The sequence below is a fragment of the Enterococcus sp. ZJ1622 genome (assembly GCF_011038845.1).
Taxonomy (GTDB): domain Bacteria; phylum Bacillota; class Bacilli; order Lactobacillales; family Enterococcaceae; genus Enterococcus_B.
In genome coordinates, this window is sequence record NZ_JAAKDW010000001.1 from 77339 (window position 1) to 96640 (window position 19302).

Below are 19302 nucleotides of genomic sequence, written 5' to 3' on the forward strand. Positions count from 1 at the left end.
TCCAAGCAACTGCATTGAAATAAACTGATCGTTATTTTTGATTCACCTCGGGACACAGAAAACCAATCACTATCCACGGAGGAGCAGAAGTTGTCAAAATTCAAGAAAAACATACTTATCATCGGATTAGGAATTGCTGTCTATTTGTTTACTGCGTATGTGAATAGCCATGTGCTTTTATTCGCACAACCTTTAGATAAATGGCATCAGTCGAATTCCTATATAGTTAGCGAATTCAGTAACATCTTGGTATGGCTGCTATTCACCCCAGCACTTCGAGTCATCACCATCCTAGTCTGCATGGTTCTTTTGATCGTTGTTAATAAAAAGAAAAAAGACTCTAAGCGAGTATGAAAGTGAAGAGATTGTAATAGACAGACAAATGTTTCCTTTGAGAACAGTGTTTTAGATAACGTTATTCTATCGGAAATTTTGTCTGTCTATTTTTTCACAAAAACTTGAAGGGGTAAAAACGTACTCGTTTTAGTAACTAACTTGCTCGAAATTCTTGGAAATCTCTTTTGTCATTATTCCCTAACCACCTAGCAATTCACCCCATCTCCCTATATAATTTAAATAAAAGGCTTCACTAAAGGAGATCACAATGGACAATCGGTATGCGAATTATTTTTTTCATTTTTCGCACCTGCTGCTTATGACTTTGCTTCTCGTAGGACTCGTAGATTTTGTTATTGAAGGAGAGGCAGTGGCCACGATCAATAAGGGTTACTTTGGAGTTGCATTTGGGCTGCCTTATATGGCTGTAAGGACTGCCAGTAAAGGATGGGGAAAAATCCGCCATGTCGCCTTGCTGTTTTTATTTTTTTACGTACCGTCTAAATTGGTCACTTTGTTTGGCATACAAGAAGTCGTCCTTGCGATTGGGCCGTATTCGGTGGTCTTGTTCGTGTGCGCTTTGATGGTACTGACAGGATCCTATCTCAAAAAGGCGATCAAAAAGAATTGATCTTTTTTGTGAGAAGCGCTTAGGCCCTCAATCATACCAGACTTGAAAAACGGTAACAAAACAAGTAGTATATGAATTAGTGGAATGCTACTGGAATTTATTTCTGCAGACTGGCTTGTCAGATTGTGGGAAGTGCATCGATTTGTCTTGGATAGTGCAGATGGATAAAGGTGTTCTCGATGGATTTCATCTTGAGCGCCTTTGTATTTTTTAGTGATTCACAAAAAAACAAGAGTAGGAGAATACGATAGATGAAAAAAAGATTTTTAGCCCTTGCGATTCTAATAGGAGGCGGCTTGCTGGCAGGATGTACGACAAATACTGGTGACGAAGCAGCCGTGACGTATAAAGGCGGCACGATCTCCGAGCAGGAATTGACAGATAGCTTGAAAAAAATGCAAGGTGCAGATTCGACCGTCCAGCAATTGATCGTTTTCCAAGTATTCGAAGAGAAATATGGCGATGATGTTTCAGATAAAAAAGTCGATTCTGAATACAACAAAACCAAAGAACAACTAGGCGATTCATTTGACTCTCAATTGAAAGCAGCTGGCTACACAGAAAAGACCTTCAAAGAAAATCTTAAACAAAGATTAGCATATCAAGAAGGCTTGGAAAAACACGTCAAATTGACGGACGAAGATCTAAAAACTGCTTGGAAATCCTTCCATCCAGAAGTCGAAGCACAAATCATCAAAGTAGCAAGCGAAGATGAAGCTAAAGAAGTGAAGAAATCAGCCGACAATGGGGATGACTTTGCTAAATTAGCAAAAGAAAAATCAACAGATACTGAAACAAAAGAAGACGGCGGCAAGATCAAGTTCGATTCTCAATCACAAACTGTCCCTGCTGAAGTGCAGGAAGCTGCGTTCAAATTGAAAGACGGTCAGGTTTCTGACGTGATCACAGCAACGAATGCTTCCACCTATTCCACAGATTACTATGTGGTCAAAATGGTGAAAAACCAGAACAAAGGCAACGACATGGACAAATACAAAGATCAATTGAAAGAAATCGCGACACAAACAAAACTGAACGATCAAGCATTTACGACAAAAGTGATCGGCGAAGTCTTGAAAGACGCGAATGTGAAAATCAAAGACAAAGACTTTGAGAACGTCTTGAGTACATTCACGACGACCTCTTCTTCAAGCAAATAATCCATCCATACTCACCTAATCATTGATTTTCAATGGTTGGGTGTTTTTTTGTCATGACTTTGCGAGAGAAAAGAGAAAACTGGATTGATTACAGCTTTTGTTTTATATACGAGAAATGCGTTCATGTAGACACCGGTTTTAGTGCGCATCAGGTTCTTTCGCTGTTTTCTTCAATGAATCGTCATAATCTAAGCTAAGGATATCTTGAAAATCAGCAGGGATCGATTCCCAGGCAATCAGGCGAACGTTCATCACATGTTTCCCTTTGTGTTTTACAACTGCATGGTTTTTACTGCTGGTTACTTCTCCTGCATGGAAAGACAGCCATGCACCATGGCCAAAAATGTCATGGCATACCCAATACTCAGTTGATTTGTCTATGTAACCTGTCGGAAGAGTCGTGTACCCGATTCGAGGCTTCAGAAAAGGATTGATCCGATCGATCGTTTCGTTCTTGTACTGATAATTGAACAAAAAAAGGAAGACAGCTGATAGCATGAAAACTAAGGGAAAACCAACTTTTTTTATGAATGGATGCTTTTTTTCTAGACAAGGCTGCTGTGAAGCAGATGATTCTTGCTCGGCGCCTTCATCAGGAATAGTGGTCTGGGGAAAATCGAACGTCAGGTCAAGTGTTTGGTGTAAAAGAGAAAGCATTTCGATATCAGGCAATGTACGATTGTTTTCCCAACTGGAAATCGTTTTATCAGAAACACCTATTTTTTCACCTAGTTCTTTTTGTGTCAGATTGTATTCTCTTCGTTTTTTCCTGATTTTCTCGCCTGTTTTCATTGTTTTTCTCCTCTCTTTTTTAAAGATTCTACACTTCTTAGATATATTCTACAGGACATCTACACTTGATAGATACGTTTTTTTATGAAAAACGCTATGATTTTGTCAAAGAATATTTTAAAGAAGGGAGAGTGTAGACGATCAAAAAAAATTTCACAGTTTTGCTGACGATGATAGTGATCGGTATCATGATTGGCTTTGCCTTAGTTAGTATAAATAAGCAGGTGCTCTATCGAACAAGTGAATTTTTCCATCGAACAGATGCCTATACGCCGATTCGATTACCACAGCATTTCGTCAGGCAAGAGGAATATGAGCAGTTGATCAAATTATTTGAAAATGTATCTTCAGAAACTGAGCTGTCTTATATGAAAAAAACCGTAAACGAATCCAATGAAGTGGATACGTCTTGGAACTTCAAGATACAGCCAAAGCTTGAAATGACATTGTATTATCAAGGAAGTGTCGACACATCTCATGAGAAGGTTGCGTATTCCAATACTTCATTTCGTCTCCTGTCCATTGAAGAATCAATCAGAATGAGAGATTTCGAAGGTGAATTCTTCTTGATGACGAGAGAAAAAGAAGACTATAAACGGTTCATTTCATTATTCGCTGAACGATTCAATCAAGAATTCCGCAGTGATTATGTGACTGATGTTTTTGAGGATTTTGAAAATAACTATCCATATTCGGTTATTTCAAGTACAGACTTATATAGCTATCAAATGTATCTATCGATCGGGCTGATTCTTTTATTCCTTTTGTTACCGTCTTTTTTCTTACTGATGAATAAAGAAATCAGTTTGTTGCTGAATCATGGCTTTTCATTACATCAAGTATTGTGGTACCTACTGGGGAAAAAGAAAATCGTCACTACATTAATAATCGCAGGGGTCATCGGCGGTTTTGTTTTTATATATTATAGGAGACAATTGCTTGATCTGTTCCAGATGTATGTTTTCTTGTTTAGCGGGATGTATGGTGTATCTCTGATTTCGCTTATATCAGTTAAAAAACTCTCTTTAGTAAGAGAAGCGTTTAAATATATCCAATTCATCATCTTTGCATTTGGCTTGTTGTCTTCTCTTGTTTTGGCCGTTTCCAATGTCGAACTAGCAACTATCGTTTTTTCTTCTTCCAAGTTATTTGTTTCTTACGAACCTCCAAAAGAAATCGTTGATGAAGACTATCATGTATTTTATCCAGTAACTATCGGGAAAAACCATGTGGATTTTATTTATTCCAATCGTTTTTCAGAAATGATCGATGACAGGTTATATGGATATTTAAATGAAAAAGGAAGTATTTTAGTGAATATAACGGATTATTTATTCGAAGAAAATGAAGTGTTTGGCAGAGGGATAAAGATAAATCCGAATTATTTGCGTAAGTTTCCTTTGCTAGACGAATCTGCAAACTTGATTAGGATAACAGAAGAAAAAGCGCGAGCTGTTCTTCTGATCCCCCAAAAGTATCAGGAAAAAGAAGGGGTGACGAAGATAATCAAACACTATGAGGAGCTGAACGATGAACAGCCAGAAATTATTTTCATCCAGGATGAACAACCTGTGTATACGTTCATCCCCCATACTCCTTGGATTGAGGAATACCCGTTTATTGAGGTCTTGACTCTGGAAAATAGTACGTATTGGGAGAGGAATATATTTAGCGGGGAAATCTATCCTCCGCTGAAAATCAAGACTGATGGGCAGATGTCACACGAAAAAATCATGAAGTTGGTGGCAGACAATCAGCTAAGCGACAATTTGCAGCTGTTATTTTCTTATACAAGAGCAGAAGAGATCTCTTTTAAATCATTGAGCAGGTCGTTCACTTATCTAATCAGTATTTTCATGCTAACGATCATATCGTTTTTTGTCTTGAGTTACTCAGTATTATGCATCTATTTTTCTTACAATCAAAGAAAAATCGCGATTCTGCGTACCAATGGCTGTTCTCTTTTTTCGACGCATAAAGATTTCTTTGTTTCAACGATGATGAAGTGGTGTGTCATAGCATTAGCATTTCTGTTCCTTTTAGAAAATGATCGAAAGTATCTTATCAACATCTTTTTATTCAGTGTGATCGATTTGTTGTCAGCGGCTTTTTTTCTTGTCTATCTGGAAAAGAAAAATATGATATCGCTAATGTTTGGAGGATAAATAAATGAATCTGATACAAAATTGTCGGAAATGGGAGCTACGAGTAAGGGCTATAAAAAAGTCAAATAACATCTTCTATAAAAAAACTCTCATCTCATACTCAAAAATTTCATGAAAAAGCGAAAACACACTATTGACACCGCTTTCTATTCTTGCTATATTGAATGAGTAAAAAACATATGGGTGTAACTATTGAATTAGGCACGACCAAGGAATGGCTTCATTCTTTGGTCGTTTTTTGTGTATTGAGGAGAATGGATTCAGACGATCAGCTATGGAAGGAATGATGATACACATGAATGTGCTCAAGAAGATCAATCATAATACGGTTTTGGTTGAGGATGGGGGGATCGAGAAAGTCGCAATGGGAAAGGGAATCGGTTTTTCAGCTATTGTCAACGAAACACTGGACGCTACGATGGTCGATAAATTTTTTGTATTGGATTCCAAAGAAAAAACAAGGACGTTCAGCGAGCTTGTTCGGCAGATACCTATCGAATACATTGAATTTTCAGAGGAAATGATTGAAGTGATAACAGAAAAAATCGATGTACCGCTCGATTCGACTATTTATATCACGTTGACGGATCATATTTATTTTGCCATCAAACGTAAGAAAGAAGAGAGACAAGTGAGTGCGATTATGCTGCCGGAAATGAAACTGCTTTACCCGGAAGAATACCAAGTGGCAACAGAGATCGTCGAAGAAATGAATCAGCGGTACCGAACAGATTTGGGAATCAATGAAGTTGGCTTTATCACGATGCATATTATCAATGCGGAACTGAGTGAAAAAAATAGCCTGAACAGTTTGAAGATTTTAGAGATGACAACAGCTATCCTGCAATTTTTAGAAACACAAGGAATCATAAAGAATAAAGAGTCGTTAGCTTATCAGCGGTTAATGCTCCATGTGAAATTTCTAGTGAAGCGATTGATTTATCAAGAAATGCCTCCAGTGGACAAACTTTCTTTTTTTAGCGACGCATTCAAACAGACGGTATCTTATCAAACAGCAACAAAAACCAAACGAATGATAGAAGAAACCTATCATTTTCTAGTTCAGGAAAATGAAGTGATTTATCTAGCTATCCATTTAGCAAGAGCAAATTAAATGAAATACAGGGTGCAACTATTCGGTAGGCATGACCTGATAAGAGACGAATCAACTACTCGCTCGTCTTCTTGTTAGGCATGCTTTTTTTATTCAGAAAGGAAGAGAGTATGGGAAAAGTGATTTTTAATTCAGATGATTTTGGCTACAGTCATGGCGTCAATTACGGTATCGTGGAGGCCCATCGGCGAGGGATTTTGACTTCGACGACATTGATGGCCAACATGCCGGGCTTTCAGCATGCAGTTACGCTGAAAAAAGATTGGCCTCAATTAGCTGTAGGGGTCCACTTAACACTGACTTGCGGGAAACCGCTGATTCCGAAGGTAGATAGTTTGATGGAAGGTACGCAATTTAAAAAGCTTTCTTTTTACGAAAAAGATTTTGAGATCGATTTAGACCAGCTCTATCAGGAATGGGACGCACAGATCAAAAGAGTATATCAGTCTGGGATCATCCCGTCACATCTTGACAGCCATCATCACACGCATACGTTCGGTGACAATCAGGAGGTAGTCATAGCGTTAGCGAAAAAATACGATCTTCCTGTACGCGGGAATTTTGATAAGAAGAAGCAGGTCAAACATACCAGTTATTTTGAACCTTATTTTGACAAAGTAGGGGAATGCGAAGAAGAGAATCCATCATTGTCAGAATATTTAGACCAGCTGTTAGTCAAGTTGCGACAGGAGGAATCAACGGAAGTGATGTGTCACACAGCGTACATCGATCAAAGTCTGAAGGTTGGTTCCAGTTTTGTCTTTTCAAGAATGAAGCAAGTTGAATTTATGATCCATTCTGAATTTGCCAAAAAAGTACGCGAAGATCAAGAGATTGAATGCATCACGTATAACGAAATTTGAATAGAGGAGGAAAAGTATGGTGGAAATAAAAGCAAATATCCAAAAGTTAGGCAGAGCGATGCTACTTCCGGTTGCGGCGATGCCGTTTGCTGGATTGATCATGCGGCTGGCTGCAGAAGATTTACTAGATGTTCCAGTGATCGGAGCTGCAGGGAATGCAGTATTTGGAAATCTGGACGTACTGTTTGCGATTGGAGTAGCGATCGGATTTGCGAATACAAAAGACAAGGGTATTCCTGCTCTGACAGGTTTCCTTGCGATCGCTACATTGAAAAAAGGACTGGAGGTGATGGCCCCTGAAGTGAGTATGGGTATCTTTGGAGGGATCTTATCTGGTCTGGTTGCTGCTTGGACATATAATCGTTTTAAAGACCAAAAGCTGCCCATGGTATTTTCTTACTTTACTGAAGAAAAATTTCCGTTGACGATGGTGATGCTCTTCCAGACAGTTGCCGCAGTTGTTTTTGGGTTTGTTTGGCCAGTGATCCAATCAGGGATTGATCGTTTTGCGGTATTATTGGTGGATATGGGCGCATTAGGTGTCGGGATATTCATGTTTCTCAATCGGTTGCTGATCCCTTTTGGTCTCCATCATGTATTGAATACGTATGTGTACTATGATCTCGGTAGCTATAAAGCACCAAATGGCGAGGTTTTTCGTGGAGAGATGACGCGTTTCATCAATGGTGATCCGCAAGCTGGTTTGTTTTTGTCCGGTTTTTTTGTTGTGATGATGTTTGGTGTACCTGCAATCTGCCTGGCTATTTATCAAGCAGCATTCAAAGAAAACAAACAGATGGTTAAAGGAATCATGGGAAGTGGCGCAACAACTTCCTTTCTTGCGAACATCACGGAACCGGTAGAGTTCAGTTTTATGTTTATCTCGCCGATGCTATATGTGATACATGCTGTATTTGCAGGTTTGGCAGGGATGGTTTGTTCTCTCTTGAACATCCGGATTGGCTTCACATTTGGTGCGTGTATCATCGACTATCTGATCAATTTTAAGATTGCGACGAATCCGCTCTTGATTTTGCCAGTCGGAGTTGTGTTTTTCTTTCTGTATTATGTTACTTTTTATTATTTGATCAAACGCCAAGCAATTCCCACACTTGGGAGAAAAACAGTAGTTGCATACAGTGCAGAAACAGATGAGACAGCAGAGAAAAATCTGACATTAGCAAGTAAGAATTATGAATATATGGCAAAAAAACTGTTACAAGCATTCGGTGGAACAAACAACCTACAAGATGCGTACAGTTGCAATACACGTTTGAGAGTAGAAGTAAAGAATCCGGACATTGTAGATGAAGAACGGATCAATCAGCTCGGTGTGAGTGGAATCATCAAGCCTGCAGAGAAGAATTATCAAGTGATTATCGGCTTAGAAGTGACTTATATCATGGCTGAATTCAATAAATTACTCGAACAGTAAAGGAAGGTGCAAAAAATGACAAGAAAACAAATCATTACGATTGCAGGCGGAGGAAGCACGTATACACCGGGGATTATACAGGCGGTTTTGAACAGCAGCGAGCGACTCCCTATCTCAGAAATCCGTTTGTATGATATCGATGCAAAAAGAAATGACGATATGTTGGTGATCATTACACATATGCTGAAGAAAAATGGTTTTTCCAACGTAGCAGTCAATAAGACAGAGGACCCGGAAAAAGCATTTACCGGATGTGACTTAGTCTTTTCACAGATTCGTGTAGGAGGACTGACAATGCGGGAGCTGGATGAAAAAATCCCGCTGAAATATGGATTAGTCGGTCAGGAAACCTGTGGGCTCGGCGGTTTTGCTTACGGCATGCGTTCAATTGGCGGTTTATTAGAAATCGTAGGTTATATCCAGCAATATGCGCCAGAAGCCTGGATCTTCAATTATACAAATCCTGAATCAATCGTAGCTGAAGCCATTCGAAGAGAATTTCCTGAAGCAAATATGATCAATGCTTGTGATATGACTATTTCAATTGAAGAAACGATTGCGGTGAATTATGGTTATGATCGAAAACAGTGGATTCCGACTTATTATGGTTTGAATCATTTTGGCTGGTATACTTCGATTTATGATCGGTCGCTGAAAAGAGAGATCATGCCGGAAATCATTGAAAAGTTGATAGAACAGGAAATGAAAGTAGCTGATTTCAATAAAGGCGATCAGACTTGGCAAGAAGCATTCCGCATGATGTCGCTTATTACGAAGAATTTCCCAACCCATATTCCTAACAATTATCTCGAATATTATCTGTACCCTGATATGGTTGTCGAAAATAGTGACAAAAATTACACAAGAGCGAACCAAGTGATGGAGGGGAGAGAAAAAAATACGAAAGAAATGGCAGCAGCGATTCGTGGAGGGAAAACAGAAGATGTTTTGAACTTTAACTTTGGTGAACATGGGCAATACATCGTCGATATGGCTGCTTCTTTACTGAACGATGAAAGAAAACGATTTATGCTGATCGTACCGAATCAAGGCGCTATTCCTAATCTAAGAGCAGATGCGGTGGTTGAGATCCCAGCGTATATCGGGGCAACAGGAGTCGAACCGATTGCGCTAAAAGAAGACATCCCGGATTTTCATAAAGGCTTGATGGAGGCTCAAGTAGCTGCTGAAAAATTATTAGTTGATGCTTACTTCGAACAATCCTATCAAAAAGCGCTCCAAGCTTTTACACTGAATCAAACCGTTCCAAGTGCGAGAATCGCAAAATCAGTTTTAGACGAGATGATTGAGAGAAACAAAGAATATTGGCCAATTCTAAGATAGGGGGACAACCATGCTTTGGAAAAGAAAGCAGACACTCAGAGCAATTGCATCAGGAAAAGTGATTCCGCTTGAAGCGGTAGGAGATGGTGTATTTTCAATGAAAATGATGGGGGATGGCTTTGCTGTTTCTCAGCATAATGGCCAGATTTATTCGCCGATCGCAGGGATCGTCAAGATGATTTTCCCGACCAAACATGCCATCACGATAGAAAGTAATGACGGGACGGTCTTACTCATCCATATGGGAATTGATACGGTCGAATTAAAAGGGATACCTTTTTCCTTAAAGGTACGTGAAGGGCAGTCTGTATCCTCAAAAACGCTTCTAGCAGAGATCGACATGGAGAAGCTGGATCAAGAAAACAAAGATACAACGGTTCTGGTTGTTTTGCCAGACGGTCCTAAAGGGAAGTTAGTGAAAGTGAATAAGCAAGTAAGCGTCAATGAAAAAGTCTTTGTTTTTTAATGAATAGAATAAATAACAACCTTCCATCGATCCGCAATGCTTTTTCAATGTCCTTTTTCACTCTTTATGTTATCGTTAAATCAAAAAGTGAAGGAAGGGAATCGATACGATGAAAAAAGCCCTGTTAGTGGTCAATCCCAGTTCTGGTGGTGAACAAGCAAAAGAATATGAGAAGCTGGCACATGAAAAACTTGATTCGGTGTTTGACGAAGTAGTGGTGCTGCATTCGAAAAAAGCAGGAGATGCTGAAAACTTCACGCGTGAAGCTGCTGTTGAAGGCTACCATAGTGTATTCGTGATGGGAGGAGATGGGACAGTCAATGAAGGGATCAGCGGGATCGCAGAACAAGCGCATCGACCGAATTTCGGCTTTTTCCCTTTAGGAACAGTGAATGATCTGGCTCGTGCATTGGATATGCCACTAGATCCAGAAGAAGCGATCAGTCATTTTTCACTCGAGTCTGTCAAACCGTTGGACATCGGGAAGATCAATGAACATTATTTCATGAATGTCGTGGCGATCGGGACGATACCTGAAGCGATCAATGATGTCGACACGCAAAAGAAAACCAAATTCGGAAAACTGGCTTACTTCATGTCTGGAATCAAACAATTAGCGGCTACTCAATCTTATTCTTTCAAAGTAGATATCGACGGAGAAGAAGTGAACATCACAAGCAGCACGCTATTGATCGGTTTGACGAATTCGGTCGGCGGGTTCGAGTCACTGATCCCAGAAGCAAAAGTCGATGACGGCAAGCTCCATTTGATCTATCTGAAAGATTCTTCGATTATCGATACATTGAAGACATTGCCGGATCTGCTCAAAGGCGTGGATGGCTCGACCAATAATCTTGCTTACCAGACTTGTGAAAAACTCGTCGTATCATTAGCTGACGAGGAGGAATTAGCGACGAATGTGGATGGTGATGAAGGAGATAAGCTGCCCGTATCGATCCAAGTACTTCCTTCCCATCTGAATGTTTATTGTTAATATTTCTTGAATAAAAAGTAGCTAGAGGAGAGGTTGTGAAAAAGCTGTCCTGCATCAAGTAATAAGAAACAGACAAACAAAAATAGTTCTTCATATTTTTCGTTTGTCTGGGCTTATTACCGAAGATGCAAGCTTTTGAACACCGTTTAGAGGAGAGGTCGTAACAACTGCGTTCTGCTTTAAGGAAAAAGGAGTGTGACAAAAATCTTGTCACACTCCTTTTTTCTGTATAAACAGTCTCCAAGCTACTGATGTTCGACATTCGCTTAGGAGAATGTCAGATATGGGATTAAAAATACATTTTTTGAAGGTGAAAGTACATTTAGGAAGAAAAGAAAACGATAGAATAAAATTGTCGAAACGAAAGAGAGGATGGTGGAAGATGAAAGAGATAAAAAAGCTAGTAGCATTGATTCTGATTGTTTCCCCCATTTTCAGCACAGTATCTGTGTCGGCAATACCGAAAATGACATCGGAATCAAGGCAACTAGAGAATAAAAGTTTTGACAGCTCAAAGATCGGCAGTCCGATAGAAAACACGCTTAGTTCTTCTGAAAAAAACGAGTCGAGTGGAAATATCGGATCGTCTTCAACAGGTACGACCCAAACAGAGGAGTCAACGATAGAATCGACAGCTCCGTCAAAAACGACCATGAGTACAAGCGACTCTGCGTCAACCCAATCCGAAAAACAAACGATCCAAAAACGAGCCGTATCTGCAGACGGCTATACGGAAGCTACTACGACAGCAGAGCTTGCTACATTACTTGCAGATGAAACAGTTTCTAAGATCCGACTGACTGGTCCGCTGACATTCGATCGGGAATTTGAGATCAAACGAGATATCGTGGTCGATTTTGGCGGTTTTTCACATGATTTCGGCACACATCATATTTATATAAATGAGCAACCTCACACGATCGAGTTCCAAAATTTCAAAGGGACGGCAGCTCATCCAGGCGGCATCACACCGAATATCGACGGCAATGCAATGATCATTGCCTACATGACCGATTTCTGGGGCAGCAGATACCATTTCACCGGAGAATTGAGATTTACAGGTACGCTGGATCTGTACAACGGTTCTAAAATCGGCCTCGTATATGCACCAAGAGCGACTGTCACATTGGACAGCGTTTCAGGGATATTAGATATCCAGCCAGTAAAAGAAGGACTTAACGCCGCGCCTGGAAAGGCTTATTTTTGCAGAAGCTATCAGTTGAACGTCATCAATGGAAGTAATCTGTACGGGCCTTATTTAGGGAAATTTTATGGATTTCTTGACTCAGGCGACGAAACAGGCAGTGGTAAATCTTCACCCGGTGTCCACATCCTTGATGGATCAAAAGTCGTGCTTGATTATGACCGCGCTGATGCTGTGAGCGATGAGGGAGAAGCAATCGATACGCTGCCATCGGATGTGACATTTGAAGTCAAAGGAAGTGGAAGCACGTTTTCAGTCCATACGAAAATCAATATCACAAATGATAATAATCGAGGGATCATCCAGATGCGGGGGTCAGGTTCTAAGGTCCTTGTTTCTGAAGGCGGTCAGCTCATAATTGACACAGCTACGACAGGTGGTTTTCGGCTGCAAGGTGACTCCAGCCAAATCAATGTATCGAGTGGCGGGAAGATACAAGTGCAGATGGCAAGTGATGGCGACCAGCCGGGCAATAATGGAATGCGCTTTGTTGGAAAAGGATTGTCGCTCACCGTTGATGGTCAAGGATCAGCAATCGATATAAAGAAACAAGCTGGTCGTTCTAGTGCAATCCGCTTTGAAAATGGGACACAAAAACTGACAGTCACTAACGGCGGAGCACTGAAAGTCACCAATAAAGGCGATGGGAAATCGTACGTCAATCGTTTGAATCAAGGGAATCAGGCGATCCAGTTTTATGATTCTTCTGGTTTTCTGGAAAGCCCGGGTTCAGCCGATTTTACAGTGACTGGCGAAAGATCAAGTATCGATATACGGGTGGATTCCGGTCCGACAGTAGATACGACTGGTGATATCGACTTGAATTTTACAGCAGGAGAAAAAACATATTTAGTCATGATCGGCAAGACTGGTGAAGATAAAACTGGGATCATCAGCGGCGATGCCTTGAAGGTAGATATCCAGTCGCCTACCTATTTTGATTTTCAAAACAAACGCGTTGGAGATACATCAACGGGTGTCGGCGGCTGGGTATTCCAAGGAAACGGAGAATCAAGCTTAGCAATCACGCATTCAGAAATCGCATTATGGCGAAAAGAAGGTGCAACCTTCGATAACATAGAAAAAGATCCGGATTATTTTTCAGACCTGACCGATTTGACCATCGATGGGACTGACCTTGGAAACTTTGTATCCAGTCAAAATGCAGGTTTGGCTGATGAATTTGCCCAAACCGGTGCCGGTATGCAAAAGTACAATCGGATCAGTGCCAACAACCAGATACCTGTGATTGAAAATCTCAGAGTACCAACTAACGCAGATAAAAAAATCTACGGACACGTTGTAGTACCAGAAGGGATCGAGGCAACGCCAAGAGATGCCTGGACGGACGAAGTGGAAGTCACAGTGCGGATCAGTTATGCGGATAAAAGCAAGGCCCCTGTTGAACTTACAGCCAAAACTCGCGGACAGGTGGATCAGCAAGGCGGAGAAGGGTATGATCCTTGGGGAGAAGGCGAACAAGGAGGATTGTTCGAAATCCAAGTGCCTAAAAATGAACGCTTGGCAGCAGGAGATGAGATTCAAGTGATTGCTGCGAAAAAAGTGAAAGGCAATCATGCAGTCATAGAGTTGAACACGGCAAAAACAGCCGTCGATATTATCCCCCCAGAACCCGCGAAGCTTTCTACTCAGATCGTCAATGCGGCCTCAAGTACTATCTCAGGAACAGGAGAGCCGGGCGCATTAGCGATTCTAAAAAAGGGACAAGAGGAGCTAGCACAAGCTACAGTAAATGATGAAGGAAACTTTACCTTAGCGATTCCACCTAATCAATTGACAGTCGGAGATACACTCGAAGTCATTTTGAATGACTGTACAGGAGAGGCTTCTGCAAAAGGAGTGATCAACAAGCCAACGACAAATGATGAACTTGGGAATCGCAATCCGTCAGAAGATGCTGTGACTTATCACGATGCCCCTGCTTTTCAACCAGCGCCTAAGCTAGTCGTCGAAGGCGGATTGTCTTTGACGGTCCCTTCAGCCATCCAGTTTGGCGAAGTGAAAGCGAATGGTCTGACACAAGAAGCCTATGGGAAAATCGATGCTGGTCAACTCTTGGTTTACGACCAAAGAGAAGTGAAAAATCCCTGGCTTTTGACGGTCAAGCTTTCAAAGCCGTTGACCGCACAAGACCAATCTGCCGTGGTTTTGCGAGATGCGCTTTATTTTAAAAGCGGCAGCGACTATCAACTCATGTCGGAACAGGAATTGCCTGTCGTGACAGGTCAAAATACTGATAACCACGCAGCTGATTATTCAGAATATTTAAATAATGGCGCAGCATTCAAAGCTGTTTTGATAAAAGAAAACCAGGTCGCGGGCAGTTATTCTGCTGAAATGACTTGGACATTGACAGATGCGCCGACCGAATGAAATGACCGATTGAACTCCTGTGGACAAAAAAGCAATGACTGCAGGAGTGGACATAAAATAGATGTTTTGACAAATTGGAGGAATTGACTTGAAAAAATGGTTTATTGTGCTGATGATCCTGTTTACAAGTTTGCTTACTGAATCGGCAGAGGCATCAGAATTCAACTTTGCAGTCAATTTTGACTTACCAGCGAATCAAATCGACAAGCAAAAAACGTATCTGGATCTAAAAATGGCGCCGGGACAAACGCAAGAGATCGACTATACTTTGTTCAATCACACAGATGACGAAGTGACGGTTGAAACACTGATCCGTTCGGCCACGACCAATTCGAATGGTGTGATCGAATACGGGGATTCCATCAGCAAAATCGATGAATCTTTATCTTATAAAATGGACGATCTTGCGAGTACAGATAAAGAAATCACGATCCCAGCACATGCGACTGTGAAAAAAAAACTGAGACTCACTGCTCCTGAAAAAGAAATCGCAGGAGTGACTGCTGGCGGGATCACCTTTCAGGAGAAACCTCTTGAAAAGGTAAATGAAAAAAAGAGTGTCGGAGTCGTCAACCGGTTTTCTCAAGTCAAAGCCATTTTGATCCGCAACAGTGAAAAAGAGTCTTCCCCAGATCTAGTTTTGAAAAAAGCTTACGCAGATCAAAACAATGCACGCAATGTGATCGCCGTCAATTTGCAAAACCCGAACGCAGCATACATGTTCGATCTGGACACTAAAATCAACATCTATAAAAAAGGCACGCGTGAACCTTATTTGACTTCGACTAGGGAAAAACTGAGTGTCGCTCCGAATACGAACTTTGACTTATACGTCCCTTTAGACAGTCAGAAGCTGGAACCGGGAAAATATCAAGCTGTCGTGCGTGGCACTTGGAAAGAAAACAGCTGGACACTAAAAAAAGATTTTGAGATAGCAGGAAGTACTGCAAAAGAGCTGAATGAAAAAGACATCGAGCTGAAAAATCAGCCGGACAACCATTATCTGTGGTGGATCATCGCTGGTTTAGCGATTGCTCTTTTGATCCTTGCTATCTACTTAACAAAAGAGAGAAGGAAGAAAAAATGAAAAAGACATTAGTTACAACGATTCTCTTAGCAGGAAGCTTAGTCGTCAATGCGCAAGGTGCATTCGCCGAAAATAAAAGCTCTGCCACAACGACAGGCTCTTTGACAGTGACGAAACCTGATGCAGAAAATCCCGATGATACAGTACCAGTTGCCCCAGTCGATCCCAATGATCCCGATACTCCTTTTACCCCAGATGAACCTAACCAAGGTACAGCAGGCCTGCTCACCATCGACCAGGCGCCGGATTTTGATTTTGGAAGCATCAAATTAGGGACGGCAAAAACTGTTTATGCCGCTTTGCAATCTGGGACAGATAGCTCAGGAGCATCTAAAGAAGTCCAGAATTTTGTGCAAGTGACAGATAAAAGCGGGAATTACGCAGGTTGGAAGCTTTCAGTCAAGCGAACAGAATTTACTGGTACGACAGCAGAAACCAATAAATTGACAGGATCAAAAGTCACTTTCAAGAATGCAGTGATCCGTAACAGTGCAACGAATGCCAGCGGGACACCTTCACGCTTTCAAGGTGCTGGTACAACTGGCGTGGAGATTCCTGCAGATCAGACAGTCGAATTAGTGACAGCAGGAGCAAATGAAGGGATTGGGACATGGATCTACTCATTAGGAGCAGATGCACAGCAAGGAAGAGAGTCTGTCGAATTATTCATCCCTGTATCGAATTACGCACCAGATAGTTATGTCTCCACCTTTACATGGTCATTGACGGATGCACCGTCTACATGAGTCCTCTGTGAATGAAGAGGAATGTTTGCAGTTTATCACAAAAAGGACCAGCTACAGAGAATGGAAATCAAAAGAAACTACAAACTCTCCCAGCATCGTAAATCAAATGCTGGGAGAGTTTGTGGGGTATCGGTCAATCAGGCAGGGAGGAGTGCTGATAGTCCAGAAATCCTTCTTTTACTTTCTCGAATATTTTACGCCCGACGAGTAAAGAATCCCCGGTGAAAAATTCTAAGATATAATGTGTAGAATCGATTCTTTGCAGCTGTGACAAGTTGAGACAGTAAGATTTCAACAATAAGAAGTAAGGGTATTTTTCCAGTTCTAATTTCAAAGATTTCAACGAAGTGTTGATCAGTTTATCTTCTGTCGTTGTTTTGACAAGCACTTGGTTCTTCAGTCCTTTGATACTTTCGATATAAAGGATCTCTCTGGGGTACAAGACGAGACTGCCGCCTTTTTGCTCAACGACGATTCGATCGATGTTCACGATCTGCTGTTCTTTCCAGTCGATCTGCTGTAAGACATGTTTCACCTGTCTGGCGAGATCGTCTTCTTTCTTGATATAGCCGATTGGCAAGATGCGTCTGTTGATCGTTTCTACTGCATAATTGGCATAAGCCGTGAAAAAAACGATGTTGGTATGCGCGTTTTTCTTACGTATGGCTTCTGCGACATCCAGACCGGTCAAAGATTGCTTCAAGTCGATATCAATGAAAAAAACGTCTTGGTTATCGATCGGTTCTAATTGGATCAAGTGCTTTATTTCAGATAAAGAAGACATTCTTGTAATATTTTCGATCTGATTATTGATTAATTCTTTCACCATTAGATCACTATGGAAATGGTTATCTTCTATGACAAAATATTTTTTCATCCTGCACGCTCCTACCTTTATTACAAGATTCGATTGTGATACGATCATATGATTGCAATGGAATCAGAAAACCAACAATGAATTGAGGAATACTATGTTTTCAGCTTTAATCCTTTATACAACGTTTTCTTTTATGCTGGAAATCGGCATTTTTTTATTTTTTTCTAAAAATCTTCTGAAAAAAACAGCTATAGGCTGTTGTATCGTGATGGCGCTGACATTTCTCTTGTCACTGCCGCCGATCCTGTTTCCTTACATGATCGGGATGCTGTTATTGATCCTCTTCTATTTTAAGACTAAAAACTTGTTCATCAGTTGTCTGATCAGCAATCTCTTTTTTGTGATCACTGGAATGAGCTTTTTCTTAGCATTCGATCTGACAGATTTTTTAGGAAGTATCCATTTGACTTATGCCAGTATGTTGGCTTTGTCAGCTTCTCTCTTTTTTTATCTCCTATTGAAAAGTATAGACAAACGAACACGATTTCTCAACTTGCTTTTTTCTTATACACAGGAACATTATTTTGGGAGTTTGTGTATCCTTTCGACATGGGTCTTGGTATTTGTTCTGCTAGGTAGCGTCTCGTTTCGTTCCTCTAGTTATCTGTGGCTATCGGTTGTTTCCATCCTCAGCAGCTTCTTTTCTTTGGTTTTTTCGATCATGATCGTCAGTTTGCAGTTGAAGACCCAGCAGTATCGGGATTCGCTCAAATCGTATCAAATGAAAAAAGAATATTACCGCAATTTAGAAGAATTCAAACATGACTACAAAGGACTGCTCCTGTCAGTAAAAAGCCTGCTCCAGGAAAACAATGAGAAAGAGGCACTTGGATACCTGCAAACTCTAGAAAAATATTCTGAAGAAGTCATGCAAGAAACAGAGAAACAGCAAATCGAAAAAATTTTGATCCCGGCAGTACGCGGTTCTTTTTATGAATTTCTTGAATCAGCAAAGGAAGAGAACATCCCTGTGAAGCTGTTTATCCCCGATGAGATCAGGGAGCTGCCGATCGATCTGATCCTATTCATCCGCTGCTTATCGATTTTTTTTACGAATGCATTAGAACACACGATAAGAGATCAGACACCAGTCAGCGTTTCTTTCTATAAAGAAGCGAGCGGTATCCGATTTGTTCTTTCAAACAAGACAAAAACAACTGATCTCGCACTTAGCGAGCTCTTGAAAAGAGGGACTACGACAAAAGCACAAGGCGGTTTGGGGTTATACATCGCCCAAAAAACGTTGGACGCCTGTGAGAACGCCGAGCTTTCGATCGATTATTCAAGAGAGAGCCGATCATTTTCAGTCGATATTTTTCTTATCGTTGAGGAGAGTAGTTAAATCTGGGACAGCTAGGCGTCTCAGATTTTTCGCCTTCTCATCACACGAGAGGTATGCCAAAGACATTTATGTTCACAAAATGGAAGGTGCGTGCTACTATATGGACCTGGAACAGGACAACATCGTCCAGCGAAAAGTATATAATCAAGTACCGCCAAAGGTTGGGTATTCTTTGACTGAGGAAGGAAAATCACTGCGGGAGATGTCTGTCTGGGGAGAAGAGCGGATCGAAAGACGAAGAGGTGCAGGAAAAGAAGTGAAGTTATTACATACACACGGTGGTTATCTAAATTACTGATTTCATCAAAACTATTTTTTTTGATAATAAATAAGAATTTTTGAAAGAAATGTT

The 19302-nt window shown here is 40.9% G+C and carries 17 protein-coding genes; 15 read left to right on the top strand and 2 right to left on the bottom strand.

The annotated features are described in order from the left end of the window. Positions 1-90 precede the first annotated feature (90 nt). The 3 genes from G7Y42_RS00425 (at position 91) to G7Y42_RS00435 (ending at position 2127) form a co-directional block, all read left to right on the top strand. Complete coding sequence (locus G7Y42_RS00425; RefSeq protein ID WP_165002812.1) at positions 91-354, top strand: hypothetical protein; 264 nt, start codon at positions 91-93, stop codon at positions 352-354. A 250-nt stretch (positions 355-604) separates the two neighbouring features. Then, entirely contained in the window at positions 605-967 is a 363-nt protein-coding gene (locus tag G7Y42_RS00430; protein ID WP_165002813.1) for a hypothetical protein, read from the top strand. 251 nt (positions 968-1218) lie between these two features. After that, positions 1219-2127, top strand: coding sequence for a peptidylprolyl isomerase (locus G7Y42_RS00435; protein WP_165002815.1), 909 nt, complete (start codon positions 1219-1221; stop codon positions 2125-2127). Positions 2128-2265: 138 nt separating this feature from the next. Here the strand turns inward: G7Y42_RS00435 and G7Y42_RS00440 are convergent, their stop codons facing one another. Beyond that, positions 2266-2919, bottom strand: a complete 654-nt coding sequence (locus G7Y42_RS00440; RefSeq protein ID WP_165002817.1) for a helix-turn-helix domain-containing protein — start codon at positions 2917-2919, stop codon at positions 2266-2268. Between the two features lie 188 nt (positions 2920-3107). Between G7Y42_RS00440 and G7Y42_RS00445 the strand changes: the two genes are divergently transcribed. The 10 genes from G7Y42_RS00445 to G7Y42_RS00490 all read left to right on the top strand — a co-directional run bounded on the left by G7Y42_RS00445 (position 3108) and on the right by G7Y42_RS00490 (position 16731). Continuing rightward, the gene (locus G7Y42_RS00445) at positions 3108-5084 is read left to right on the top strand and encodes a DUF1430 domain-containing protein (protein ID WP_165003344.1); all 1977 of its coding nucleotides are present in this window, start codon (positions 3108-3110) and stop codon (positions 5082-5084) included. A gap of 295 nt (positions 5085-5379) precedes the next feature. Continuing rightward, entirely contained in the window at positions 5380-6198 is an 819-nt protein-coding gene (locus G7Y42_RS00450) for a PRD domain-containing protein (protein WP_165003346.1), read from the top strand. A gap of 110 nt (positions 6199-6308) precedes the next feature. Beyond that, positions 6309-7061, top strand: a complete 753-nt coding sequence (locus tag G7Y42_RS00455) for a carbohydrate deacetylase (RefSeq protein WP_165002819.1) — start codon at positions 6309-6311, stop codon at positions 7059-7061. A gap of 16 nt (positions 7062-7077) precedes the next feature. Further along, positions 7078-8496, top strand: coding sequence for a PTS transporter subunit EIIC (locus tag G7Y42_RS00460; protein ID WP_165002821.1), 1419 nt, complete (start codon positions 7078-7080; stop codon positions 8494-8496). A 15-nt stretch (positions 8497-8511) separates the two neighbouring features. Continuing rightward, on the top strand, positions 8512-9840 hold the full coding sequence (locus G7Y42_RS00465) for a maltose-6'-phosphate glucosidase (RefSeq protein ID WP_165002823.1): 1329 nt from the start codon (positions 8512-8514) through the stop codon (positions 9838-9840). A 10-nt stretch (positions 9841-9850) separates the two neighbouring features. Continuing rightward, positions 9851-10306, top strand: a complete 456-nt coding sequence (locus tag G7Y42_RS00470) for a PTS glucose transporter subunit IIA (protein ID WP_165002825.1) — start codon at positions 9851-9853, stop codon at positions 10304-10306. A gap of 109 nt (positions 10307-10415) precedes the next feature. After that, the gene (locus tag G7Y42_RS00475; protein ID WP_165002827.1) at positions 10416-11300 is read left to right on the top strand and encodes a diacylglycerol kinase family protein; all 885 of its coding nucleotides are present in this window, start codon (positions 10416-10418) and stop codon (positions 11298-11300) included. A gap of 382 nt (positions 11301-11682) precedes the next feature. Next, complete coding sequence (locus G7Y42_RS00480) at positions 11683-14898, top strand: Ig-like domain-containing protein (RefSeq protein ID WP_165002829.1); 3216 nt, start codon at positions 11683-11685, stop codon at positions 14896-14898. Between the two features lie 88 nt (positions 14899-14986). Then, the gene (locus G7Y42_RS00485) at positions 14987-15985 is read left to right on the top strand and encodes a DUF916 and DUF3324 domain-containing protein (protein ID WP_241161883.1); all 999 of its coding nucleotides are present in this window, start codon (positions 14987-14989) and stop codon (positions 15983-15985) included. Beyond that, a complete protein-coding gene (locus G7Y42_RS00490; RefSeq protein ID WP_165002831.1) occupies positions 15982-16731 on the top strand; it encodes a WxL domain-containing protein in 750 nt (249 codons plus the stop codon). The genes G7Y42_RS00485 and G7Y42_RS00490 overlap by 4 nt, the downstream gene beginning before the upstream one ends. A 133-nt stretch (positions 16732-16864) precedes the next feature. Here G7Y42_RS00490 and G7Y42_RS00495 read toward each other — a convergent pair whose 3' ends face one another. Beyond that, positions 16865-17608 (bottom strand): response regulator, encoded by a 744-nt coding sequence (locus G7Y42_RS00495; protein WP_165002833.1) that lies wholly within the window; start codon positions 17606-17608, stop codon positions 16865-16867. A 94-nt stretch (positions 17609-17702) separates the two neighbouring features. Here G7Y42_RS00495 and G7Y42_RS00500 point away from each other — a divergent pair, with 94 nt between their 5' ends. Continuing rightward, the gene (locus G7Y42_RS00500; RefSeq protein ID WP_165002836.1) at positions 17703-18950 is read left to right on the top strand and encodes an ATP-binding protein; all 1248 of its coding nucleotides are present in this window, start codon (positions 17703-17705) and stop codon (positions 18948-18950) included. 100 nt (positions 18951-19050) lie between these two features. Next, the gene (locus G7Y42_RS00505) at positions 19051-19248 is read left to right on the top strand and encodes a winged helix-turn-helix transcriptional regulator (protein WP_277424412.1); all 198 of its coding nucleotides are present in this window, start codon (positions 19051-19053) and stop codon (positions 19246-19248) included. Positions 19249-19302 lie beyond the last annotated feature (54 nt).